Below are 25,078 nucleotides of genomic sequence, written 5' to 3'. Positions count from 1 at the left end.
TACATATGCCAATACAATATTATATCGCTTTGGCCTCCTGCCTGTTCTGCATTGGAATTGTAGGAGTGCTGGTTCGTCGTAATGCCATTATCATTTTCATGTGTATTGAGTTAATGCTGAATGCTGTTAACCTGTTACTGGTGGCTTTTTCGAAAATGTATCACGGCGGCGCGGCCCTTAGCAATGCAACAACTACTGCAGGTGTTGATGGGCAGCTGTTTGTATTTTTTATAATGGTGGTGGCAGCAGCGGAGGTCAGTGTGGGGCTTGCTGTTATAGTAATGATGTACCGAAACGTACATTCGGTAGATGTGAACTTTTTGAACCGGTTAAAAAATTAGAGAGTGAGCAACTTAGTATTTTTAGTACCATTATTTCCGCTGCTGGGTTTTTTAATCAACGGTCTTTTCAGAAAGTCGCTGAGTAAACCCATGATAGGTGTAATAGGATGCGGCGCATTGCTGGCGTCTTTTGTGGTATCGGCCATTTTATTCGGAAATGTAGCAGCGGCTAACCGGTTACACCCGGGGCAGCCTATACCTGCCACTGTACTGTTTGACTTTATTAATGTAAGCAGCTTTAAAATTCAGTTTGCGTTTCTGGCCGATCAGCTGTCCTGCCTGTTTCTGCTGATCATTACCGGCATTGGTTTTCTGATTCATCTGTATTCTACTTCTTATATGCATGAAGAGCCTACAGAACATTACGGAAGGTATTTTGCCTATCTGAACCTGTTCGTGTTCTCCATGTTACTGCTGGTACTGGGCGCCAACTACCTGGTAATGTTTATTGGCTGGGAAGGTGTGGGCCTTTGTTCTTACCTGCTGATTGGTTTCTGGTTTAAGAACGACAATTACAACTACGCCGCTAAAAAGGCGTTTGTGATGAACCGTATTGGCGATCTGGGTTTTCTGCTGGCTATGTTCTGGCTGCTGGCCAAACTGGGTACGGTAGATTATAACCAGGTGTTTGCCAAAACGGCTTTGTTAAGTAAAACAGATATTACCGCTATTACGCTGCTGTTTTTTGTAGGTGCGGCAGGTAAAAGTGCACAGATACCTTTGTACACCTGGTTACCAGATGCCATGGCGGGTCCAACCCCCGTATCTGCGCTGATACATGCGGCAACCATGGTTACTGCAGGTATTTATATGATTGCGCGCAGCAACGTGTTATACTCACTGGCAGAATGCACCCAGCATGTAATAGCCATTATTGGTTTGGCTACTGCACTGTTTGCTGCTACTATTGCCATTAAGCAAAACGATATTAAAAAGGTGCTGGCTTATTCTACAGTTAGTCAGCTGGGGTATATGTTCCTGGGCCTGGGCGTAGGTGCTTATACCGGTGCAGTGTTTCATGTAATGACGCACGCCTTCTTCAAAGCATTACTGTTTCTGGGGGCTGGTTCTGTTATTCACGCTATGCACCACGAGCAGGATATCCGCAACATGGGTGGCCTGAAAAAGTACCTGCCTAAAACGCATCTTACTTTTTTACTGGGTTGTCTGGCTATTGCCGGTATTCCTCCTTTCAGCGGTTTCTTTTCCAAAGATGAAATTCTGGCAGCTGCCTATGCGCACAGTCCCATTTACTGGGGTATTGGTGTAGCAACTGCAGCGCTCACTGCTTTTTATATGTTCCGTTTGTATGCCACTACTTTCCTCGGAAATTTCCGTGGCACGCACGATCAGCAACATCACCTGCACGAATCACCTGCGGCTATGACCATTCCTTTAATGGTACTGGCACTGCTTAGTGTAAGTGGTGGTTTTGCAGGTGTACCAGAAGTACTGGGCGGCGATCATCAGCTGCATGGCTGGTTATCGGGTGTTATTACTTCTGAAAAAACACATCACCTGGAGCATAGTACTGAATACCTGCTGATGGGCGTATCGGTGGCACTGGCTGTACTGGCTAGTGTATTTGCCATAAGCCGTTACAGCAAAAAGCCCGAACTGCAGGAAGCTACGGGTTTAGGCAAGGTGCTGCAGAACAAATGGTATATTGATGAGTTGTACGATGCGGTTATTGTAAAGCCATTACTGAAACTGGCCGATGTGCTGAAGAACGTGGTTGAAAAGAGTGGCATTGATGGTATTGTGAATGGGGTGGGCAAGTTTGTACATTACTCCTCACGCCAGCTGCGTTTGTTACAAAGCGGTCTGGTAGGCAGCTATATACTGGTGATAGTACTGTCTATAGTAGTGCTGTTTTTAGTGTTCTGGAACCAATCTATTATTTTACAATTTGTGCAGAAAATATTTTAGATGATACCTGTATTACTTATACTGATACCCGCCGTTACAGGTTTGCTCAGCTTTTTTATTCCGGGCGCTAAGGGTGCCAAAGTATGGGCATTAATTTCGGCTATAGCTACCCTGGTGGTGGCGCTGTACGGAGTATGTACGCATAAAGCAGCAGTGGCTGGTGTAGATGCTTCGTGGCTGCCTGCTATGGGGGCACGTTTTACCCTTAGTATGGATGGCATGGCCAGAATGCTGTGTGCGTTAACAGCTGTATCGTTTCCGCTGGTGTTTGGCGCTACTTATAAAAATGAGTACGACAAGCCGGGCAGTTATTATGCACTGATGCTGTTGTTGCAGGCCGGTTTAATGGGCGTGTTTCTGGCGTCTGACGCGTTGTTGTTTTACTTCTTCTGGGAACTGGCGCTTATACCTGCTTATTTCCTTTGCTCGCAGTGGGGAGGGGAAAAGCGTATTGCCGTAACCTTTAAGTTCTTTGTTTATACGTTTGTGGGTTCGCTGCTGATGTTGCTGGGTATTATTTACCTGCATGGCAAAACAGCCGATCAGTCTTTTGCCTTACAGGCTTTTTACAGTGTAAAACTGAGCCTGACAGAGCAGATATGGCTGTTCTGGGCCTTCTTTATAGCTTTTGCTATTAAGATGCCGGTGTTTCCTTTCCACACCTGGCAGCCGGATGCTTACGAGCAATCTCCTACCGGTGTTACTATGATACTGAGTGGTGTAATGGTTAAAATGGGTTTATACGCCGTTATCCGCTGGTTGTTACCGGTGTTTCCCGAAGCGGTGGCTAAGTTTGACCACCTGGTTATTCTGCTGTGTGTAATTGGTATTTTATATTCCTCTTTAATAGCTATCCGTCAGGATGATATCAAGCGCCTGATTGCCTATTCTTCCATCGGCCACATTGGTTTAATGGCTGCGGCCATTTTTGCCAACCAGCAGATTGGTATGCAGGGGGTAATGGTGCAGATGTTTAACCACGGTATTAACGTAATAGGTTTGTGGATAGTGGCTGATGCCATTGAGCAGCAGCTGGGTACCCGCAAATTCAGTCAGCTGGGTGGCCTGGCGCAAAAGGCTCCGGGGCTGGCGATACTGCTGGTGGTAATGGCTTTTGCCAATATTGCACTGCCTTTAACCAATGCTTTTGTGGGTGAGTTTATGATGTTTAACGGCTTATTCCGTTATAATGTGTGGATGGCGGCTGTTGCAGGTATCAGCATTATACTGGCGGCAGTATATACACTGGGCATGGTGCAGAAAGTATTTTATGGTAATACGGTAGCGGCTACCGAACATGCAACCGACAGCAGCTTTAATGTAAAGCTGGTGCTGGCTATACTGGCAGTGGGTATTATTATACTGGGTGTGTATCCCCAGCCGGTAATACAGCTGACCAATGATACCGTACAGGCGGTAATCACCAAAATTCATTAGACTTAAAAGCTTATTGCACAGAATAATATGAACGCGATTATCCTTTCGGCCATCTGGGGTGTAGTATTGATGTTCTGCAGTGTTCTTATTAAGAATAAGGGCGTTTACCGGCATATTGCTGCACTGGGGTTGCTGGTAATACTGGCAGGCAATATTCATGAAACCTATCATGGTTCGTTTTTTAATATCGATACGCATGAAATGCTTCGTTTCTCCCGTTTCGGTTTATTCTTCAATACTATTCTGCTGGCTGCTACGCTGCTGTACGTGTTGTTAAGTGGCCGTGATGTGGAAAAGGCAGGCGGTTATGTAGCGGAGTACTTTACATTAATCTTTTTTGTGCTGTGCGGTGCCAGTATCCTCACCTCATTCAATACCCTGCTGATGCTGTTTATCGGTATTGAAATTCTTTCTATTCCGTTATACATTTTAACCGGTAGCGATAAAAGAAACCTGAGAAGCAATGAGGCGGCACTGAAATACTTTCTGATGGGTGCTTTCTCCACCGGCATACTGCTGATGGGTATTGCGCTTGTGTATGGTGGTACCGGCTCTTTTATGCTGGAAGTACCCCGTAGCGCTATCATGGGTGGTTACAAAGGCGTATCGTTTCTGGAAGTAACCGGTTTACTGTTTCTGCTGGTGGCTATGAGCTTTAAAGTATCGGCGGCTCCTTTCCATTTCTGGACGCCGGATGTATATGATGGTGCGCCTTCTGTGTTTACTTCTTTTATGGCTACTATAGTAAAAGCGGCTGCTTTTGCTGCCTTTCTGAAATTGTTTGAAGCGCGTGTGGGCGACACGTCTGCTGCGGTTGACTGGAAATTATTACTCTCTATTATCATAGTATCTACCCTGCTGATTGGTAACGTTACGGCGGTGTTTCAGCAGAGTGTTAAGCGTATGCTGGCCTATTCCAGTATAGCGCAGGCGGGCTTTATGCTGTTTGCGGTATTCAGCCTTAACGATGTGGCTAAAGAAGGTTTGCTACTGTATGCTACCGCGTATAGCCTGGCTACCATTGGCGTATTTGCCGTGCTGATTAAAATGAAGGATGTTACGTTTGAAGGCTTTAACGGCCTGGCGCGTAAAAATCCGGTGCTGGCAGCTACCACTACTATTTGCCTGTTGTCGCTGGCGGGTATTCCGTTAACGGCGGGTTTCTTTGCCAAGTTTTCTATGCTGAGTGCGGTTATTAAAACCGGTACATATACCTGGCTGGTAGTAGTGGCGGTGTTATTTGCAGCGGTAAGTGCTTATTATTATTTCCGTGTAATACAAGCCATGTATTTTAAAGAGGGCGATGCGCAGACTGAGGAGGTTACCGGTGGTTTTAAAGTGCTGCTGATAGCAGTAGCTGCCCTGGTAATTCTGTTTGGTGTACAACCGCAGGCGCTGCTGAACTGGTTTTACTTTTAACCATTCAACACTTTTATCAGGCCATCCATCTGATTTTTTATCCCGGAAAGCCGGTGTGCTGTATCTTTATTACAGGAGAAAACTAATATCCTGTACAGCGTATGACGCTTTTAGATTCCTTTACACTGGCTTTCCAAACCGTTCGCAGCAACAAGCTCAGATCAGGCATTACCATAGCTATTATTGCTTTTGGTATTATGGCGCTGATAGGTATTATTACAGCTATTGATGCCATGAACGGCAGTTTGCGTAGCAGTTTCTCCACTATGGGCGCAAACGGTTTTACCATCGCTTTTAAAGAACGTATCCGTTTTGGCAATAACAACCAGAGTGTTAAGTCAAAAAAAGGCGGTCGCCGGCAAAAGAAATCCAATCTGGACAAGCCCATCAGTATGACTGATGCGGAGTTGTTTAAAGCCAATTATCATTATCCTTCCACCGTAAGTATTTCCCTCAGTGGCCGTGGCGGTAACGAAATTCATTATGGTGATAAGAAAACAAACCCGAACGTACGTATTAACGGCGGGGATGAGAATTACCTGAAAGTGAATGGGTTTGAAATAGGATCGGGACGCAATTTCAGTGCTGCTGATGTTAGTTCCGGCCAGAACATCTGTTTGCTGGGCATAGATGTGGCTAATAAATTATTCAACAACATACCGGAGCGCGCGGTAGATAAAATGGTGCGTGTGGGTAACCGGCCGTACCGGGTTATAGGGGTACTGAAAAGCAAGGGTACCAGTGCCATGATGCGTGCAGATAATATTGTAATTACTACCTACAATAACGTGCGCCATATTTCCAACAACGCTTCTTCTTATGTAATTGGTGTATTACTCAACGATATTCAACATGTAAACGGTGGGGTGAACGAGGCCATGGCCACTTTCAGGGCCATACGTAAACTGCACCCTACCGAGGATGATAATTTTGTAATTGAGAAAAGCGATAAACTGGCAGAACAGTTCATCAGCCTGCTGAGTGTAATACAGGCAGCTGCCGGTGGCATCGGGCTAATTACCCTTATAGGCGCTGCTATTGGGTTAATGAATATTATGCTGGTGGCGGTAAGTGAGCGTACCCGTGAAGTGGGGCTGATTAAAGCTATAGGCGGCAAACGCAAAAACATTCGTTTACAATTCCTTTTCGAGTCTACCATCATCAGCCTGATGGGGGCTATCTGCGGTATTATACTGGGTGTACTTATCGGCAATGTGGTAGCCCTTTTTCTGGGCACCGGCTTTGTGGTACCCTGGGGCTGGGTGGCTACCGGTATTGCCATCTGTACTGCGGTAGGCCTTTTAGCCGGTTTGTGGCCGGCTATCAAGGCATCCCGTTTAAATCCTATCAACGCGCTGCGGTACGAATAGCAGGCAGCTGTTTTCTGTACTTATTGTATAATTCTTTTACAACTTCAATAGTATTGCCCGTGGTGGTTACCGGGTAGTTTTTCTGTGTGTTTACCCATTTCCATTCCCATTGGGCAATGGTACTATCAAAACGCTTCACGTCGGTTTTGCGGTTGTGGGCCATGTCCACTTTTACAGTATCAAAAAACTGCTGCCATCTGGCTTTGTAAAAGTCGTTCAGCAAACCACTCCACTGGCGGCAGGAATATTCGTGTAAAGGACTTGCCGCATCACCCCATAAAGTAATCAGGTTACGGGCATTGCGTTCGTACAAAGCTTTCTCTGCTGCGGTGTTGCCGCATTTGCGGGCATCTGCAATCCAGGGGCCGAGCAAAAAGTCTTTACGCGTTGCCAGCAGGCGGTCTATATCTGCAATCAGGGTCAGAAAGTCCTGGCTGGTTTTGGCAAAGCCTGGCACATCCTGCTTTTCATAGGCCTCAATAAACCGCAGTTGCAGGGTACGTGCGTGGTTGGCCAGTACCTGGCGTGTAACATCCGTAATATCATACAGAAAACCTTCTTTGGTTTTGCAGGCAGGAATGGCTTTGAGAAAGTAATCCCATGCCGGCACCAGATCTGCCGGGGCATAGTTTAAAGGCGTTCTTGTCCATGTATTGGCAGAGTCGAAAGTAGGGCGGCCGGTTATAATAGACTCGGCTCCATCCCTGATGCGCTGACCGTTGTATACCGTTGCACGCAGAATGTTCCAGGCCTGTACAGCATTGGCATCCGCTACGCCATAACGGTTACGGATATAGGTAGGAAGCCAGGTAGCCAGATCAATAGGGGCATCGCGCCAGGTGTGGTGCGTCATCAACTCATACATCACCGGGTTTTGCTCAATGCCTTCCATGGTTAAACCAATGCCTTTCATTTTACCGGCGTTGGCGCTGTGCAGGGCTTCAGCCGGGCCTTGTGCTACCCCATCCATACGGCCAAACATGCTGATGTTGCCACCAAAGTTGTGCAGCATATTCCATATCCAGGGCTTGCCGTAGAAGGCTTCTGTACGTTTCCAGATGGGTTCTATTTCCGCAGCCAGGTCCAGCAGCAGCATGTGTTTATCCGGTACGGCATTCAGCAGTGCTTTAATCTGCGGGGCTTTCCAGAACTTGCGGTCGCTGTAAAACAACCAGCCCTGCATAACCCATATGGCATTGCTATCTGCATTGCGCATGCCTTCAAACACTTTGGCGCTAAGGTCTGCCAGAAAGGTGGTATCGTCAGATGGCGGTTCGTTCTCGTTAAACGTATCGGCCGAATACAGATGGTCGGTACCGAATATGCGTTCCTGCGCCAGCAGAAACTTCTTGCCTATTTCTGCAAACATGGGGTCGGCAGCATCCAGTATATAGGTATCTGCAAAGCCGTTGCCCCAGTTGGTTTGTTTCAGTTTTGCTTTGGGAAAACGTTGCTTAAAAGCAGGTGGCACATGGCCGGTAAAAGCAGGTAATACCGGCTTCATACCCAGTTCGCGCTGGCGTTTCAGAATTTTTTGCTGTAATTCTTTATGGCTTTGTATCCAGCTCATGGGCAGCGGGCCGCCCCATGCATCCAGGTTACCCATCCAAAACCAACCAAAGTAAGTGGGGCCGCAGAAAAAGGCATCCATATCGGCGTCGGTAAAGCCCATTTCCTTGTACACCTCGTACCAGGTGTATTCCTCACCGGTAATGGCCAGTGGCATATTAATACCGTGCAGCGCCATCCAGTCAATTTCTTTTTCCCAGCGTTCCCAGTCCCACCAGCTCATGCTGTAGCTAAAGGTGCAATAGTTCAGGTTGTACCGGTATTCGTACGGCGTGGTTTTGCGTATTTTGCCAGTCACCTGTGGCAGGGTGCGTGGCAGGCTCAGGTTGGTGCCGTTCCAGGTAATCTGGCAATGGCAATATTCCTGCAGATAGTGGTATAGGGCCGAGGCAATGGCTACACCATTGCCACCCCGTAATACTATTTTTTTACCACGGCTTTCTATTTCAAAAGCATTGCTGTCTGCAACAGGCAGCTGTTCAATAATAAACTGGCTGGCGTGTTGCGGCACTACGCGCTGTAATAAACCTTTGCTACTGTTAACAGCATTGGATTGTGCGTGCACAAAAGAATGGAAACACGAAAGCAGTAACAGGCAAAGCGATAATCGTTTAATAGCTAACATAAACAGGGGTTTTGTAACCAAATGATGCTTGGATAAAGCTACCGATGAAACGGGAGTGCGCGGTTGTGATAAATACATTTTTTACGAAATCGTTTTCTTTCAGTCTGAACCGGTAAATTTAAAGCTCTTAGAGAAAACTGCATGAACGAAGTTGCCATGAATACTACTGCTGCGCCTAAGCTGCCGCGCCTGCAATCGCTGGATGCATTGCGGGGCTTTGATATGTTCTGGATTATGAGTGGGGAGGGGCTGGTGCATGCATTGGCCAAAGCCAGCGGCTGGGGGCCGGCTGTGTGGATGTCGAACCAGCTGCATCATACCGACTGGAACGGTATTACTTTTTACGATATGATATTTCCGCTGTTCCTGTTTATTGCGGGGGTATCTATGCCCTACTCATTTGGCAAACAGCTGGCGGTGCATCAGGTACTGGAAGCCTGGCAACTGCCGGGTACGGTAAAATGGAAGGTGTATCGTTCTATTATACGCCGTACGTTGATACTGCTGTTGCTGGGCATGGTGGTGAATGGTCTGCTTCGTTTTGAAGGGTGGGAGCAAACCCGTTTTGCCAGTGTGCTGGGGCGTATAGGGCTGGCCTGGTGTCTGGCTGCATTTATTTATCTCAACAATGGTATTAAAGGGCAGTTGCTCTGGTTTGCCGGATTGCTGCTTGGGTACTGGGCAGTGATGATGTGGGTGCCGGTGCCAGGTTATGGTGCGGGTGTGCTGACGATGGAGGGTAGCCTGGAATCGTATATCGACCGGTTGCTGTTACCAGGAAAACTGCATGATGGGGTACATGATCCGGAAGGAATATTGTCTACCCTGCCTGCGGTATCCTCGGCGTTGCTGGGCGTATTTGCCGGGCAATTACTGCAATGGCAAAACCGTTACACTCCGGCACGCAAAGGTGTTTTACTGGTGGCGGCAGGCATAGTACTGATATTGCTGGGCAGCTGGTGGAACCTGGCTTTTCCTATTAACAAACGACTTTGGACAAGTTCCTTTGTGTTGTATGTTGGTGGATTTAGTCTGTTGTTTCTGGCCGTGTTTTATCTGACTATAGATGTGGCAGGCTACCGCAAATGGGCCACGCCGCTGGTATGGATAGGCACCAATTCTATTACCATTTATATGGCTGCAGAGGGGCTTATTAATTTTGGCCACACTTCGCGCTACCTCTTTGGGGGCGTTATACAATATGCACCTGCCAACTGGCAGCCGGTATGGTATGCAGCAGGCATTGTAGTGGTACAGCTGGCTTTTCTCTATTTCCTTTACCGCAACAAATGGTTTCTGAAAATATAGCTACACGGTACTCTGGCGTACAATTAAGGTAGAAGGTATTACCTGTGTGTCTTTACCCAGTATGCTGTGCTTTTTCTGCAGGCATTTCAGCAGCAGGTTGGCGGCTGCTTTGCCCATATCAAAGGCGGGTTGTGTAACGGTGGTAAGTGCGGGGTTGAGCAGGGGGGCTGTTTCCAGGTTAGAAAAGCTGAGCACTTTTACATCCTGTGGTATACGCAGCTGCAATTCCTGGCAAGCCAGGTATACGGGGTTGGTGAGTTTTTCCACCGAGGCTATTATACCATCGGGCCTTTGTTTGCCGGAAAGTAAAGCTTTAATCATCCGGTAATTCTCCTCTGCGTTGTTGGTACAGTTGATAACGGCAGTTTCTGCTTCAGGCATGTTTTTATCCTTTAAGGCTTGCTGATAGCCTTGTATGCGGCTGTTGCTGATAAGCAAATCGCGTGAAATGCAGAGGAAACTCAGGTTACGGCAACCTTTTTCCAGCAGATGCAGCGTAGCATTGTAGCTGCTTTCGTAGTCGTTGGTAGTAAACTTGGCGGTGCTTACATCTTCCCGTATCCTATCAAAAAACACTACGGGTATACCCCGGTCTATTACTTCCTGTATATGAGTGCTGCCGGCGGTTTCGCGCGAGACAGAAATAAGAATACCATCTACCCGGCCGTTCTGGAAGTCTTTCAGCATAGCTTCTTCTTTCAAAAAACTTTCGTGGGTAAGGTAAATCAATACGTGGTAGCCTTTTTCAGAAGCGGCCTCTTCAATGCCATTAATAGCGAGTGAGAAAAAGCTGTCTGCTATTTCGGGCAGCACAACTGCAATGGTTTTGCTTTTGCGGCCACGGAGGCTGCTGGCGTACGGGTTGGGCTTGTAATTCAGCTCCTGCGCCTTTTGTATAACCCTTTGTTTGGTTTCGGCACTTATTTCATGGCTATCGGTTAAAGCCTTGGAAATGGTAGAAACCGACAGGTTCAATTCTTGCGCCAGCCGCTTGATTGTTATAGACATAAGGGACACTTCTGTACTGCAAACTAACTGCAAATTAAGCAGTAATGCGAAAACGATTTCGTAAATAAACCCAATAGCCCTACTTTCGCAGCTGTTAAAAAAGTGTCAAATTAGTTCTGCGATTGGCTTCTTATATCATCATAAAAAAGCTTGCTATATGTCAGAATTAAGCAATAACTCTTCCGTTAATGCTCCTTTGGGTAGCCTGGACGAATGGGAAGATGACCTTTTACAACGTTATCCCGACCCTACGACCATTGCAGGTGAGAAAAAAGTAGACGAGTACCGAAATTACGAAGAGCCCACCCGCGACACGGTTCGTGAATTTTACCGCCTTAACCATCAGTTTCAATGCTATGACTTTGTACAGGAAAAAAGAAACAATTTCCTGCGCTTTGATAAAGCAAAGATGTCTATATGGGAGGCATTTGACTTTTTAAACCAGTTGGTTGACGATTCCGACCCCGACACCGATCTGGATCAGTTTCAGCACCTGTTACAAACAGCGGAGGCTATCCGTAACGATGGTCACCCCGATTGGATGGTGATGGTAGGGCTGATGCACGATATGGGTAAAGTACTGTGTTTGTTTGGCGAACCCCAGTGGGCGGTAGTGGGCGACACTTTTCCGGTAGGATGTGCTTTTTCTGATAAGATTGTGTACCCGGAGTTTTTCAGCGCCAACCCCGATTTTAACGACAGCCGGTACAACAGCAAATACGGTGTGTACACACATGGCTGCGGTTTGAGAAATGTACATATGTCGTGGGGACATGATGAGTACGTGTATCAGATGATGAAAGATCATTTACCTGAACCCGCTTTATATATGTTACGGTATCACTCCTTCTATTCTCAGCACCGCGAAGGCGCGTATGAGCATCTGATGGATGATCATGACCGTGAAATGTTTAACTGGGTAAAACTGTTTAATCCGTACGACCTGTATTCGAAAAATCCGGTAGCGCCGGACTGGAATGCTATTAAGCCTTATTACGAGGCGCTGATTAAAAAGTATTTGCCGGAATCTATAAGTTTTTAGAATTAGTTATTCTTTTATTGCTGCCTGTTTTTGACACCTTTTTAAGGTAAACCATAAATAAACTGTTATGAGATCGATTAGCCCGAGGGCATTCAGAACGAGACTGTATGTATTGTTGATGGTGTTTTTATTACCCCTTACAATGCTTGCACAAACAAAGAAAGAGCTAAAGGGGGTTGTTACAGACAGCAAGGGGCAGCCTGCTGGTTCTGTTAGTGTTAATGTAAAGGGCACCAATGCTAATGTGGTAACGGGTGCAGATGGTTCTTTTACTATTCGTGTAGCTGAAGGTGATATACTTGTTTTTAATGCTGTAAACTTTATTGCATTTGAACAAACGGTGGGCAAAGGTGCAACTATGGCTGTTACTCTGAAGGAAAAGGTGGGCGATTTGAACGATGTGGTGGTAGTAGGATATGGTAAGGCAAGTCGTAAAACGCTTACCAGTTCTATCAGCAGCGTAAAGGGTGGTGATCTTAACCGTGGCCCTATAAGTGATGTGGGACAGATGTTACAGGGTAAGGTGCCTGGTTTGAATATTAGCAAAAGCGGCGATCCCAATGCTTCTGCTGCTATTGTATTGCGTGGTGCTTCTACATTAAGAACCGGTGCACAGTCCCCGCTTTTTGTAATTGATGGCGTACCTGGTGCAGATATGTCTATCCTGGCACCTGATGACATTGAAAGTATTGATGTACTTAAAGATGCTGCCGCCGCAGCAATTTACGGTAACAGAGCTGCCAATGGCGTTATTATGGTTACTACCAAAAGGGGTAAAAAGGGCGCATTGCAGTTAAACTATAATGGATATATAGCACAGGAGAAAGTATCCAATCAGCTTAAAATGATGAACGCTGAGCAATACAAATCTTTCTTAGCTAAAAATAATCTTGTACTGGCTCCGGAGAATGACAAAGGTGGCAATACCAACTGGCAGGATGAAGTGCAGCGTTCTTCCGCTATCTCACACAACCATAACGTGTCGTTTGGCAGTGGTTCTGAAAACACTACTTACAATGCCAGTGTTAACTATTTTGACCAGCAGGGTATTTTAAAGCTCAATGGTTTAAAGCGTATGATTGCCCGTCTTTCTATTGATCAGAAAGCTATTAATGATAAACTGAAACTCGGCTTATCTGTTACTAACTCTGTAAGTCAGGCTACTTATGTACCTTATAAGGGTAACATATTGGCGCAAATGCTTACTTATCTGCCTACGGCACCGGTAAAAAATGCAGATGGCAGCTGGTATGAGAACTTCAATATGAGTTCTTATTACAATCCTGTTGCTATGATGAGCAATGCGGAGGAGGGTAGTAAGTACAGCAACCTGTTAGGAACCTTTACTGCGCAGTTGAAATTGCCCCTGGGCCTTACCTACGATGTGAATGTATCTTACCAACGTTTTCAGAATGTATATTCTGCTTACTATAATCGTTATTTTACCAATAACTACGCAAACGTATACAGCGTGCCAGACCCGCCAGCCGATCCTTCACTGGTCACTATTGGCGGTACTAATGGTAAAGCGGAGCGTAGCACAACAACTAATACCAATAAGATACTGGAAACCTATCTTACGTGGGACCGTAAGTTTGGCCTGCATTCCATTAATGCGGTAGTGGGTTATAGCTATCAGGATACGGAGAATGGAGATGGCTTTTCTGCCAGCAGTACCAATTTTCCTACTGATGCGGTAAGCTATTATAACTTAAGCCTTGGTAATCCTTATGCGGTGGGCAGCTTCAGAATTAATTTAGGGGGTGCTACCTACGAGCATGTAAAGCTTATTTCAGACTTTGCAAGGATTAACTACAGCTTTAACAATAAGTATTCCCTGCAGGGATCTATACGTCGTGATGGTTCTAACGTGTTTGGCGACAACAATAAATGGGGATATTTCCCATCTGTAGGTTTATCCTGGAGGTTAGATCAGGAGCAATTTCTGAAGAATGTAACTTTCCTGAGCGACTTAAAGCTGAGAGCGAGTTATGGTGTAGCAGGTAACTCTGCTGGTTTCAGCCCACTTACCACCAAGCTTATTTACGGTACCAGAAGTCAGTTTTATAATAATGGTGTATGGGATAACGCGCTTGGTGCCATCCAGAACGAAAACCCTGATTTGCGTTGGGAAAAAACAGCTACTACTAACATCGGTATCGATTTCGGCCTGTTAAAGGGTAGAGTAACCGGCTCTTTGGAATGGTATAATAAAAAGACTACTGACCTCATTTATACCTTTCCTGTAAGTACTTCTTTATATCCATCGGGTTCATTAACCGCTAACGTAGGTTCAATGACTAACAAGGGGTTTGAGTTTACCCTGAATGTAACGCCAGTGGTAAAACGCGATTTCAGCTGGACTTCCAGTATAAATCTGGCGCATAACCAAAACAAGCTTAACAGCCTTTCTGACTCCCGCTTCCAGGCAGATTCTATACAATTGGTGCAGCCGGATGGTGGCGGACAAACTGGTTCTAAAATTCAGATGATACTGGTTGGTCAGCCTATTGGTCAGTTCTTTGTGTACAAATACGCCGGACAAAACGCCAATGGCGTTTCTACCTTTTACAATGCAAAAGGTGAGCAGGTGTCTGATTTAAGCAAATTAAACCCGAGAAGAGACTATTACCTTGCCGGTAATGCACAACCCAAGGTTATTCTTGGCTGGAATAACACTTTCCGTTACAAGAATCTGGACCTGAATATATTTATGCGTTCTGTGTTAGGTAACAAAATTATGAACGTTACCCGTGCCGATTTATCATGGGTTACCATGGCGCAGTTCAGAAATTTGCCGGTTGCACTGGCTGATGAGTCTACTAAAGATGTGAATGCGCAGATTTATTCAGACCGGTATGTTGAAAGCGGCAGCTATGTTCGTTTGGATAACGCTACGCTGGGATACAATTTTAAAAATGTGAGCAAAGACATCAAAAACATCCGCGCCTATATTTCTGGTAATAATCTTTTCGTAATTACCGGTTACAAAGGCATTGATCCCGAAATTAATCAGGGTGGTATTGCACCCGGGGTTGATGCCAGAAACTTCTATCCAAAAACAAGAACTATTCTGGTGGGTGTGAATGTGTCGTTTTAAGCAGAGGCTTTGCCGGTTTTTAAATTATTGAAATTGAAAATATTGAATATGAAAGCTCTTTTTATTAGCGCAGTGTCAGCCGTGACATTGTTTACCGCTTCACTTTTGAGCGGTTGTCATAAACTGGATATGGAGGTGAAAACGCAACTTACAAGTGACGTATTTCCCTCTACGCCACAACATTTTGCACAGGTAGCAGGCCAGGTGTACAGTCAGTTCCGTCAGGTTTTTTCAAGAGAGTATTTCTTTCTTCAGTCAGAAAGTACTGATGAAATGATTATGCCTGCCCGCGGTGGTAACTGGTACGATGGTGGTTATCATGAGCAGCTGCACTATCATACCTGGAACAGGAATCACTCGCATAACTCCTGGGTATGGTATAACCTCAGTACAACTATCAGTCTCGCCAACCAGAGCTTATTCCTGATTAATAAGGCTCCTGAATCGGCAGCAAAAAATACAGGTCTGGCAGAGGTGCGTACTATGCGGGCTATTACTTATTATATGATGATGGATTTATGGGGTAATATTCCCCTTGTAACGCAGTTTGGCGATACTACTTCACCCGTTACCACAAAAAGGGCCGAAGTGTTCAATTTTATTGAGAATGAAGTGAAGCTGGCTTTACCGTATCTGAACAAAGCTGTGGGGCAGGAAACTTACGGCCGTCCTAATAAGTATACGGCTTTTGCATTACTGGCAAGAATGTATCTGAATGCTCAGGTTTATAATGGTACCAACCGTTATAATGATGTGGTAGCCATGTGCGACAGTATTATAACTGCTCCATCTGCGCCTTATGCACTGGAAACTGACTACCGTAAAATGTTCAATATCAACAACGGACCTGCCATAAAGGAGTTTATTTTTGCGGTTCCTTACGATAATGGTGTTACCGATGGTACCCAGTTTCATGCAAGATATACCATACCCAGGTCTATGAGGGCCAGATTCAGCCTGCCTTATGTACCCAGCGGCCCAATGAGTACCCTGCCGGAATACTATGCTTACTTTAATGATGCAAATGATGTGCGTAACGGCCAGTGGCTTACCGGACTTCAATATTATTACGATGGTCGCCCGGTTACCGTAGCTACCACTAAAAAGGGGTATGATCAAACCTACACAGGTAGCGATGGAGGAAGCGCCTATACTTACCATGTTAATATTACCCGCGATGTTATTTTAAGAGATGCCACGAGGCCTTTTGACGTAGGTAACGATGAAATTGCATGGCACATGGGATACCGGAACAATAAGTTTTACCCTGACAGCACTTCTACTACCCGTAACCAGGGTAATGATATTCCCATGTTCCGTTATGCAGATGTGCTGCTGATGAAGGCAGAAGCTATATTACGTGGCGCTAATGCTACTAATGGTCAAACTGCTTTATCCCTGGTAAATGCATTACGGGCTGTCAGAACTACATCTGCGCCATGGACAACTGTATCGTTAGAAAATATTTATGCGGAGCGCTGCCGTGAATTTGCGTGGGAATCTATACACCGTACCGATATGATCCGTTTTGGCAAGTTTGAAGGCTCCTGGGGCTTTAAAACGGATGGTGACGTCCGCAAGCGTATATTCCCTATACCTAACGATGTAATGATACTTAATACAAAGCTGGATCAGAATCCTGGCTACTTCTAGATAAAAAAACTTTGGCACAAAGGAATTGTACGGGGTGTAACTGCCTGAGGTACAATTCCTTTTTTTATTTTGCCGTTCTTTGCTATGATGGGGTAGACAAAAAGCGCATATCAGAGGTTTCACCTGGTTTCGAAATCCGAAATTATCCTGTTAAAGCGGGGATATATATATTAACATAATCCTGGCAAAAAAGAAGTGTGTTAAGCATTTAACTATTATAAATTACAGGTTAGCCCCTTAAAAAGGTGGGTTTAACCTAAAATAATTTAGCAAAGTGGCCGCAAACGGCTTGCAGCAATAATTTGCGGCGGCGGCTGAAATCTTTTAAATTAGCGTACCCGTAAATTAAATTATTGGAAATACGTGTTTTTGAAAACGATTTTTCGTTAGAATTGCGAACTCAAATTTTAAGTATTAGATTTAAAAACTAAAAATCAATTGCATCATGGCTGAAACTAAACCGACTGCAACTGCAGCAGCAACAAAGAGTGTTAGTTCTGGACAACCGAAGAAGAGTAGTAATGCCATTTCATGGATTGCACCGTTTGCTTGTATCCTGTTAGGATATTGTATCTGGCGTTTTGTTTTAGGTAACCCTGCCAACTTTACAAGAGCAGGTGAAGGCGCTTTCTGGCCTGCACACGAAGGTCCTAAAACCAACCTGGCCCGTATGTACGAAGGTGGTATCATCGTACCTATCCTGATCGGTTTCTTATTAACGGTAATCACTTTCGTAATTGAAAGATTACTGACTGTTTCCAAAGCAAAAGGCACTGGTAACATTTCTGAGTTCATCCGTAAAGTACAATTTCACTTAGCGAATAAAGATGTGGACAAGGCGCTGGCGGAGTGTGACAAACAAAAAGGTTCTGTAGGTAACGTAATGAAGGCTGGTCTTCGTAAGTACAAAGAAATGATTGGCAACGCTGAGCTGGAAACAGAGCAGAAAGTGCTGAACATTCAAAAAGAAATCGAAGAAGCAACTGCACTGGAACTGCCAATGCTGGAAAAGAACCTGGTGTTCCTGTCTACCATTGCATCAGTAGCAACCCTGTTTGGTCTGTTAGGTACCGTATTAGGTATGATCCGTTCATTTGCTGCCTTAGGTGACAGCGGTGGTGGTGAAGCTGCTCAGAAACTGTCTCAAGGTATCTCTGAGGCCCTGTATAACACCGCATTAGGTATCGGTACTTCCGCTATCGCGATCGTGTTCTACAACATGTTCACTACAAGAATTGATGCTATCACTTACGGTATTGATGAGTCTGGTTTTACCCTGACCCAAAGCTTTGCCGCCAACTACAAATAGTCTGTGTAAAAACAGGTATTTGTTTTATGGAAATGAGTGATTAGTGCATCTTAAATAAAAAATCTACTTATGGCAAGGCCTAAAATACCGAGAAAGAGTACGACGATAGACATGACCGCGATGTGTGATGTGGCTTTCCTGTTGTTGTCTTTCTTTATCCTGACAACAAAATTTAAGCCGTCTGAAGCAGTTACGGTTACTACGCCCAGCTCGGTAGCATCTAAGGTAGCACCTGAGAAAGACGTGATCCTGATTTCTATTACCAAAGACGGAAAGGCTTTCATTTCTATGGATGATGAAAGCAAAAGGGAACAGATTTTAAACACTCTGAATGTTACCAACAAAATGAACTGGAGTGATGCTGATATGCAAAGCATTGCTAAACTGGAATTTTTTGGTACCCCGCTGGCACAGTTAAAGCAACAAACTGCTATTCCTAAAGATCAGCAGAATGACAAGTCTTTGCCAGGTATTCCGGTTCTGGATACACTGAATAATCAGATGTTTGACTGGATGCGTGCCGCAGCCTCTGTTTACGCAGGAACCACCATGAACCTGTTGGTGAAAGGTGATAACGACTCGCAATTCCCCGCATTCAAAAATGTAATGACAGCGTTTAAAAAGAACGAACTGTTTAAATTTCAAATGGTTACAAATCCTGAAAGCGTACCAGAAGGTACTTCTTTATGGAATTCTAACCTGAGAGGTGGTCCGAAAACAGAAGAATAACAGTAAACAGTATTTGTAAACAATAAAATTGATTGTGCTATGGCAGAAATGGATACCTCGTCGGGCGGCGGGCACAAGAAAGGCCCTGGGGTCAAGAAAAGCAAAAAACTCTCTACGAGGGTTGACTTAACCCCGATGGTGGATTTAGGTTTTCTGTTGATCACATTCTTCATTTTTACGACTACAATGAGTTCTCCTACGGCTATGAAATTATTCATGCCAAAGGATGCTGATAATCCGGAAGATCAGAACAAGGCAAAAGAATCAGGTGCATTAACCATCATGTTAGGTAAAGACAACAACGTCTTCTACTATGAGGGTATACTGGATCCTGCTGGAGCCAACTTCAAATCTTCTAACTTCAAGGAAATCCGTGATGTAATCATCAACAAGAAGAAGACCACGAATCCTGAAGATTTTGTAGTAGTAATTAAGCCGAATGAAGAGTCTAAGTATAAGAATGTGATTGATATACTGGACGAAATGGCCATAAACGAAGTAAAGCGTTATGCAATGGTTGACATTGCAGAGAGCGAAAACCAACTGGTAAAAGTATCAGAAGGTGGCGCTCCTGCTGCTCCGGCTGCTAACTAGGTTTATGGAAATTTCAGCTTAATGAATCTTATTAAAAACATTGTGATACAATGGAAGCAAACAAAATTTTAAACGCAGACGTCCTTGACATCCTGTTTGAAGGCAGGAACAAGGATTACGGAGCCTACGATCTTCGCCGGTCGTACCGTAAGCGGCTGGTAACGGCCCTGATTGCCATGGCTATCATCTGTTTGCTCATCTTCGCAGTAACCATGCTGAAAGGCTCTGAAAAAGAGGAAGTTCAGCAGGTGATGGTGCAGGATGTGCAGCTGGAAGACGTGAAGCAGCAGGAAGAAGAGAAGAAGCCTGAGCCGCCTCCGCCGCCACCGCCACCAAAAGTGGAACCACCCAAAGTGGAAATCACCAAATTCACTCCTCCCAAAATTGTGAAGGATGAAGAGGTGAAACAAGAAGATAAAGTACAGGAAGTAGCTAAACTGGAAGATACCCAGATTGGTAAATTCAACCAGGAAGGTGTTAAAAGTCCTGATATCGTTGCTCCTCCTGTAGAAGAGCATGGTACCGGTACTGTTGCCGCACCTAAAGCTGCATCAGAAGATTACGACAAGGAATTTAAAACCGTACAGATTCAGGCTAAATTCCCAGGTGGAGATGCAGAATGGAGAAAGTATCTGGAAAGAAACCTGAACCGTGATCTGCCTGTAGAAAACGGAGCGCCTCCCGGAAACTATACTGTAGTAGTATCGTTTCTGGTGGACAAAGACGGTAGCATTTCTGAAGTAAAAGCTGAAAACAGCCCTGGCTATGGCACTGCTGAAGAAGCAGTTCGCGTAATCAGAAAGGGACCAAAATGGCAACCCGCTGTTCAGAACGGCAGAAACGTAATCTACCGTCAAAAACAAAGCATTACCTTCCAGGTTGCTGAAGAATAGAAGATAACTTCTTTCTATATCAACAATGCCTTACCGGTTTCCGGTAGGGCATTGTTGTTTTGCTATGCTTTATAACAATGGGGTTAACCAAATGTAACCATACAGATATCGCTTTGATGGCCCATCAATTCCTGCACATCTGTATAAATAGCCATGTATTCCCTCTTTTCCGGTTTATTCTCTATGCGTAATGGCGTTTTATCTATAAAAGGCGATTTGCTGCATTTTCCAACCAATGTCCATTTTCCTTTATCCTGCGGCAGGCGGCAGTAAATAGCAACTGATAATACGTGGTGTTTTTTAAAAGAAACTTCTACATGGTGGGGAAATACGGCTGTTTTAATAGCAGGCCGCATATCGTTTAAATCCAGGGTTTGGTTAGTGCAGGTAATTCCTATCCCCAAAATTCCTTCTTCTTTAAACTGCGGCGTGGCTTTAGCCATATTGATATAAGTGCGGGCCGCTGCAGTAAATTCTTTTTTAATCATTTCTTTTTCCGACACCAGGGCTGCCAGTTTCATCTTCGCGCGCTCCACTTCGTCAATAATGTCTATGGCCTTCTGTGACAGTTGCAGGTGGCTTTGCTGTTCCGCCAACTGAACGTGCGGCAGGGTGAGGGCCACGAGACGCGGAAAATCTATTTTCCACAGTTCGGTCCATGTTCTGAACTGTGTGTCTGCCTTTGGCATGAAGTCTTTGTATTTTTTCATATGTAGTACTGATTCTGTGAATAATTGTGCTGATGTATTGCGCATCACTTCTGATTTTCCGGTAAGCCTTCCTGACGCAGCCGCGAAACTTCGCCATTGGGTCAGGAAGCTTCGCGGTCCAATCAGGAAGTTTCGCGGTTCAGTCAGGAAGTTTCCTGACCCAACCCGGAAGCTTCGCGGTTTAACTGCGAACCTTCCCGCCCGCATCAGGAAACTTCCTGGCCAGACCGCGAAGCTTCGCGGATGAATCAGGAAGCTTCGCGACTGAGTCAGGAAGGTTCCTGACCGGATCAGGAAGCTTCCCGGCTGAACCGCGAAACTTCCTGACTCAGTCAGGAAGTCCCCGGAAAGCTTCGAAAGAACTATATAAATGCAGAAAAGCGCTGACAAAAGCATAAAAGGCACCACTCACTTCTGCTGTAGCGCGTATTATGAATCAAACAAGACTGTTTTACAATGCGAATTCTGCTCTGGTAGGAATATTGGGTACTACATAAGCGGAGAAAAGTGCTTTATGCGTACTTATTAAAGATAAATAGGAAGGAAATTCTGAACAATTATTTTTCAATACTGCCTGTGGACATGTGGAAAGTGAATACTTCTGAATCTTATTGGAAACCTTTTACCCATGGATACTCATTCCATTTTAACTGCCGATATGCTCGACATTTTGTTCGAGGGTAAGAATAAAGCGTATGGAGCTTATGCGCTCCGCAGATCTTACCGCAAGCGTTTGGTAATAGCTCTTATATTCATGGCTATTACTGTTATCTTAATCTCTGCTGTTTCGCTACTGGCTAATACAGGGAAAAAAGTAGCAGCACCGATGGTGGTGATGGATGTGCAGCTGGAACAGGTGCAACCACAGAAAGAGCCTGCGCCGGAACCTCCGCCACCTCCGCCTCCACAGCATGCTGCACCACCTAAAGTGGAAATGATACAGTTTACTCCTCCCCGTATTATAATAGATGAAGAAGTACAACCGGAGGAACAGATTCAGGATATCACTAAGCTGGAGGATGCCCATATTGGTACCTATAACCAGGAAGGTGTAAAAGATGCTGGTATTATTGCGCCGCCCACAGAAGAACGGGGCACCGGCGCGGTAGCTGCGCCTAAAGCGGCTGTAGAAGATTATGATGTAGAGTTTAAAGGTGTACAGATACAGGCTAAGTTTCCGGGCGGTGATGCTGCGTGGAGAAGGTATCTGGAAAGAAATCTGGAAAAAACACTACCGGTTGAAAACGGTGCGCCTTTGGGAATATATACTGTAGTGGTATCGTTTCTGGTGGATAAAGATGGTAGCATTTCTGAAGTAAAAGCCGAAAACAACCCGGGCTATGGTACTGGCGAAGAAGCTGTTCGTGTAATAAGAAAGGGACCGAAATGGCAACCCGCTATTCAGAACGGCAGAAACGTAATTTTCCGTCAAAGGCAAAGCATTAGCTTCCAGGTTGCTGAAGAACAGTAGTAGTAGATGTTTTAAAAATCACCTTACCAGAAACGGTAAGGTGATTTTATGTTATAGAATATATTATTAAATAAAATTTAGCAATCGGTATGGAAAATGAAATCGGCTGAATCTCATTAGTAAATACTGAAACTATGCAAGCCAACAACATCATGAATGCCGATATGCTTGACATTCTGTTCGAGCACAAGAACAAAGCTTATGGAGCTTATAACCTGCGCAGAACTTATGATAAACGTTTGTATGCCGCTCTGGGTGCTACTTTTGCGGTGGGGCTGTTGTTTACTATAAGTACTTTGTTTGCCGGCGAGGGGAATAAGAAAACTGTTATGGAAGTATCTGATTACGTTCTTCTGAATCCATTGGAAGAGGTTAAGAAAAAAGAACAGCCCATACCAGAAGTGGCTGCACCTGCACCACCTGCCGCAGCGCCTCAGGTTATACAGCAGATTCGTGTAACCAATGTAACGCCACCACGGATTGTGCGTGATGATCAGGTTACTGCAGACAATACAGTGCCTCCTGTTGAAGACCTGGATAAAACCATCATTGGAAATGTAACCCTTGCGGGAAGCGATGATCCAGGTAGTATAGCGCCGCCTGTAAACCCTACTGGTACCGGTGGAACTGGTGGAGGACGTATTGGTGGTGGCGGCAATGAGGTTGTAGATGGCGGTGGGTTTGTTACTGTACAGGTAGAGGCCCGTTTTCCGGGTGGAGCAGAAGCCTGGAAAAAATATCTGGAGAGAAATCTGAACCGCGATCTGCCTATTGAAAATGGGGCATCTATTGGTAGATATACAGTAATTGTATCATTTGTGGTGGACAAAGAAGGCAATTTATCTGACGTGAAAGCAGAGAATAATCCCGGTTGGGGAACTGCTGATGAAGCGGTACGTGTTATTAAGAGAGGCCCTAAATGGCAGCCAGCTATTCAGAATGGCCGTAATGTAACTTACCGCCAGCGCCAGAGTATCACTTTTGAAGTTAATAATGAAGGTTAGTAGTGGGGGCACTAGATATACAATAAAACAACCCTAAACCCATCCTGATCTTCAATCCCGCTTTTCCAGGCGGGATTTTTTATGTTGTTTATCCGGTGTTATCCTCCTGTTTGTTTATGCGGATGATTAGGGGTAAGCGTGTAATTTTGCAGCATAAACTTACAGGGCATGTTAGGAAAACTGGCAGGATGGGATGATACAATAGCAGCAATTGCCACACCGCAAGGCGTAGGCGCTATTGGTGTAATACGGATAAGTGGCGCACAGGCAATAAGCGTGGTAGATGGCATGTTCCCCTCCAAATCGCTGGAAGCCCAGGCTTCTCATACCCTGCATGTGGGGTTACTGAAAGAAGATGCGCTTGTACTGGATGAGGTAGTGGTGGCTCTGTTCAAAGCCCCCCGCTCTTTTACCGGCGAAAACGTGGTAGAAATATCCTGCCACGGTTCACACTATATCCAGAGTCAGGTAATGGAAAGCTTGTCGCGCCGGGGGGTACGTATGGCAAAACCCGGGGAGTTTACCCAGCGTGCTTTTTTAAACGGTAAAATGGATTTAACACAGGCAGAAGCCGTGGCCGATATTATAGCCAGTAATACAGAAGCCAGCAAAAAAACTGCCTTACAAAATATACGTGGCGGCTTTTCCAGCGTGCTGAAAGAGTTGCGGGAAGAGCTGATTAAGTTTTCCGCGTTGATTGAACTGGAGCTGGATTTTTCGCAGGAAGATGTGGAGTTTGCAGATCGTACTGCTTTGTTCGATTTGTTGAACAGGGTTTCTGTACAGGTATCTAAACTGCTGCAGTCGTTCCGGTTGGGCAATGTTATTAAGAACGGGGTGCAGGTGGCTATTATTGGTAAGCCCAATGCGGGCAAGTCTACCTTACTGAACGCCCTGTTAAATGAAGAACGCGCCATTGTAAGTGATATAGCCGGTACTACGCGCGATACTATTGAAGAAGTACTGAATATAAACGGTGTGCTGTTTCGCTTAATTGATACCGCAGGCATACGTGAGCATACCAGCGATATTATTGAAAGCATTGGTGTGGAACGTAGCCTGGCAAAAATGCGGGAAGCGGATGTGGTGATTTATTTATTTGATATAACTACTACCACACCGGAAGAGCTTTCTATAGAACAAGCAAAGCTGGCTGCTGCCAATATTCAGTATGTAATGGTGGGTAATAAAGCCGACCAGGTAAAGGAAAGGAACGAGAATGCTGCTGAACATGTGTTGTATATATCTGCTAAGGAGAATAGCGGGGTGGATGAGCTGAAACACCGATTGTTTAATCTTACTGTTTCTGATGAATGGAATTCAGATAATACAATCGTTACGAATGCGAGGCATATTGATGCGTTACAGAAGGTAGAGAAATCATTGTACGATATCCGGAATGGATTACAGGAAGGGTTGCCGGGCGATTTGGTGGCGATTGATATAAGAAGTTGTTTGCATTATCTTGGAGAGATTACAGGGGAAGTGTCTAATGAGGATCAGTTGGATTTTATATTTAGTAAGTTTTGCATAGGAAAATGATTAAGTATAAATAATATGTAGCCCT

19 protein-coding genes are annotated in these 25,078 nt (G+C 45.1%); 16 read left to right on the top strand and 3 right to left on the bottom strand.

Features of this window, described 5'->3' with window-relative positions; genetic code table 11:
- Positions 1-5 precede the first annotated feature (5 nt).
- The 5 genes from nuoK to IEY13_RS20795 all read left to right on the top strand — a co-directional run bounded on the left by nuoK (position 6) and on the right by IEY13_RS20795 (position 6,496).
- Positions 6-341: an NADH-quinone oxidoreductase subunit NuoK gene (gene nuoK / locus IEY13_RS20815; RefSeq protein ID WP_188955837.1), complete on the top strand. Its 336-nt coding sequence runs from the start codon at positions 6-8 to the stop codon at positions 339-341.
- 3 nt (positions 342-344) lie between these two features.
- The gene (gene nuoL, locus IEY13_RS20810) at positions 345-2,270 is read left to right on the top strand and encodes an NADH-quinone oxidoreductase subunit L (RefSeq protein WP_188955835.1); all 1,926 of its coding nucleotides are present in this window, start codon (positions 345-347) and stop codon (positions 2,268-2,270) included.
- On the top strand, positions 2,271-3,707 hold the full coding sequence (locus IEY13_RS20805; RefSeq protein WP_188955833.1) for a complex I subunit 4 family protein: 1,437 nt from the start codon (positions 2,271-2,273) through the stop codon (positions 3,705-3,707). It begins immediately after the preceding gene.
- 27 nt (positions 3,708-3,734) lie between these two features.
- Positions 3,735-5,126 (top strand): NADH-quinone oxidoreductase subunit N, encoded by a 1,392-nt coding sequence (locus IEY13_RS20800; protein WP_188955831.1) that lies wholly within the window; start codon positions 3,735-3,737, stop codon positions 5,124-5,126.
- Between the two features lie 101 nt (positions 5,127-5,227).
- Positions 5,228-6,496 carry an ABC transporter permease gene (locus tag IEY13_RS20795; RefSeq protein ID WP_188955829.1) on the top strand — a complete coding sequence of 423 codons (1,269 nt, stop codon included), beginning with the start codon at positions 5,228-5,230 and terminating at the stop codon, positions 6,494-6,496.
- Here IEY13_RS20795 and IEY13_RS20790 read toward each other — a convergent pair.
- Positions 6,474-8,690: an alpha-N-acetylglucosaminidase gene (locus IEY13_RS20790; RefSeq protein ID WP_188955827.1), complete on the bottom strand. Its 2,217-nt coding sequence runs from the start codon at positions 8,688-8,690 to the stop codon at positions 6,474-6,476. The two genes, IEY13_RS20795 and IEY13_RS20790, sit on opposite strands and share 23 nt — an antisense overlap.
- Before the next feature lie 141 nt (positions 8,691-8,831).
- Here IEY13_RS20790 and IEY13_RS20785 point away from each other — a divergent pair, with 141 nt between their 5' ends.
- Positions 8,832-9,998 carry an acyltransferase family protein gene (locus IEY13_RS20785; protein WP_229687941.1) on the top strand — a complete coding sequence of 389 codons (1,167 nt, stop codon included), beginning with the start codon at positions 8,832-8,834 and terminating at the stop codon, positions 9,996-9,998.
- Here the strand turns inward: IEY13_RS20785 and IEY13_RS20780 are convergent, their stop codons facing one another.
- Positions 9,999-11,006 carry a LacI family DNA-binding transcriptional regulator gene (locus IEY13_RS20780; RefSeq protein WP_188955825.1) on the bottom strand — a complete coding sequence of 336 codons (1,008 nt, stop codon included), beginning with the start codon at positions 11,004-11,006 and terminating at the stop codon, positions 9,999-10,001. It lies immediately after the preceding gene.
- A gap of 157 nt (positions 11,007-11,163) precedes the next feature.
- Here IEY13_RS20780 and IEY13_RS20775 point away from each other — a divergent pair, with 157 nt between their 5' ends.
- From IEY13_RS20775 to IEY13_RS20745, 7 genes are all read left to right on the top strand, one after another.
- Positions 11,164-12,048, top strand: coding sequence for an inositol oxygenase family protein (locus IEY13_RS20775; RefSeq protein ID WP_188955823.1), 885 nt, complete (start codon positions 11,164-11,166; stop codon positions 12,046-12,048).
- Positions 12,049-12,115: 67 nt separating this feature from the next.
- Positions 12,116-15,148 (top strand): SusC/RagA family TonB-linked outer membrane protein, encoded by a 3,033-nt coding sequence (locus IEY13_RS20770; protein WP_188955821.1) that lies wholly within the window; start codon positions 12,116-12,118, stop codon positions 15,146-15,148.
- Between the two features lie 129 nt (positions 15,149-15,277).
- The gene (locus tag IEY13_RS20765; protein WP_229687940.1) at positions 15,278-16,801 is read left to right on the top strand and encodes a RagB/SusD family nutrient uptake outer membrane protein; all 1,524 of its coding nucleotides are present in this window, start codon (positions 15,278-15,280) and stop codon (positions 16,799-16,801) included.
- Between the two features lie 445 nt (positions 16,802-17,246).
- Positions 17,247-18,110: a MotA/TolQ/ExbB proton channel family protein gene (locus IEY13_RS20760; protein WP_188955818.1), complete on the top strand. Its 864-nt coding sequence runs from the start codon at positions 17,247-17,249 to the stop codon at positions 18,108-18,110.
- Between the two features lie 69 nt (positions 18,111-18,179).
- Positions 18,180-18,839, top strand: coding sequence for an ExbD/TolR family protein (locus IEY13_RS20755; protein ID WP_188955816.1), 660 nt, complete (start codon positions 18,180-18,182; stop codon positions 18,837-18,839).
- A gap of 39 nt (positions 18,840-18,878) precedes the next feature.
- The gene (locus tag IEY13_RS20750; RefSeq protein ID WP_188955814.1) at positions 18,879-19,433 is read left to right on the top strand and encodes an ExbD/TolR family protein; all 555 of its coding nucleotides are present in this window, start codon (positions 18,879-18,881) and stop codon (positions 19,431-19,433) included.
- Positions 19,434-19,483: 50 nt separating this feature from the next.
- On the top strand, positions 19,484-20,326 hold the full coding sequence (locus IEY13_RS20745; RefSeq protein WP_188955812.1) for an energy transducer TonB: 843 nt from the start codon (positions 19,484-19,486) through the stop codon (positions 20,324-20,326).
- 83 nt (positions 20,327-20,409) lie between these two features.
- Here IEY13_RS20745 and IEY13_RS20740 read toward each other — a convergent pair whose 3' ends face one another.
- Positions 20,410-21,432, bottom strand: coding sequence for a hypothetical protein (locus IEY13_RS20740; RefSeq protein WP_188955810.1), 1,023 nt, complete (start codon positions 21,430-21,432; stop codon positions 20,410-20,412).
- Positions 21,433-21,664: 232 nt separating this feature from the next.
- Here IEY13_RS20740 and IEY13_RS20735 point away from each other — a divergent pair, with 232 nt between their 5' ends.
- The 3 genes from IEY13_RS20735 to mnmE all read left to right on the top strand — a co-directional run bounded on the left by IEY13_RS20735 (position 21,665) and on the right by mnmE (position 25,053).
- Entirely contained in the window at positions 21,665-22,507 is an 843-nt protein-coding gene (locus IEY13_RS20735) for an energy transducer TonB (RefSeq protein WP_188955808.1), read from the top strand.
- 134 nt (positions 22,508-22,641) lie between these two features.
- Complete coding sequence (locus IEY13_RS20730) at positions 22,642-23,511, top strand: energy transducer TonB (protein ID WP_188955806.1); 870 nt, start codon at positions 22,642-22,644, stop codon at positions 23,509-23,511.
- A 168-nt stretch (positions 23,512-23,679) separates the two neighbouring features.
- Positions 23,680-25,053 (top strand): tRNA uridine-5-carboxymethylaminomethyl(34) synthesis GTPase MnmE, encoded by a 1,374-nt coding sequence (gene mnmE, locus IEY13_RS20725; protein ID WP_188955804.1) that lies wholly within the window; start codon positions 23,680-23,682, stop codon positions 25,051-25,053.
- Positions 25,054-25,078: the final 25 nt, after the last annotated feature.

It is taken from the genome of Filimonas zeae (genome assembly GCF_014641615.1).
GTDB classification, from domain to species: domain Bacteria; phylum Bacteroidota; class Bacteroidia; order Chitinophagales; family Chitinophagaceae; genus Filimonas; species Filimonas zeae.
This window is presented reverse-complemented; position numbering and strand designations above follow the sequence as displayed.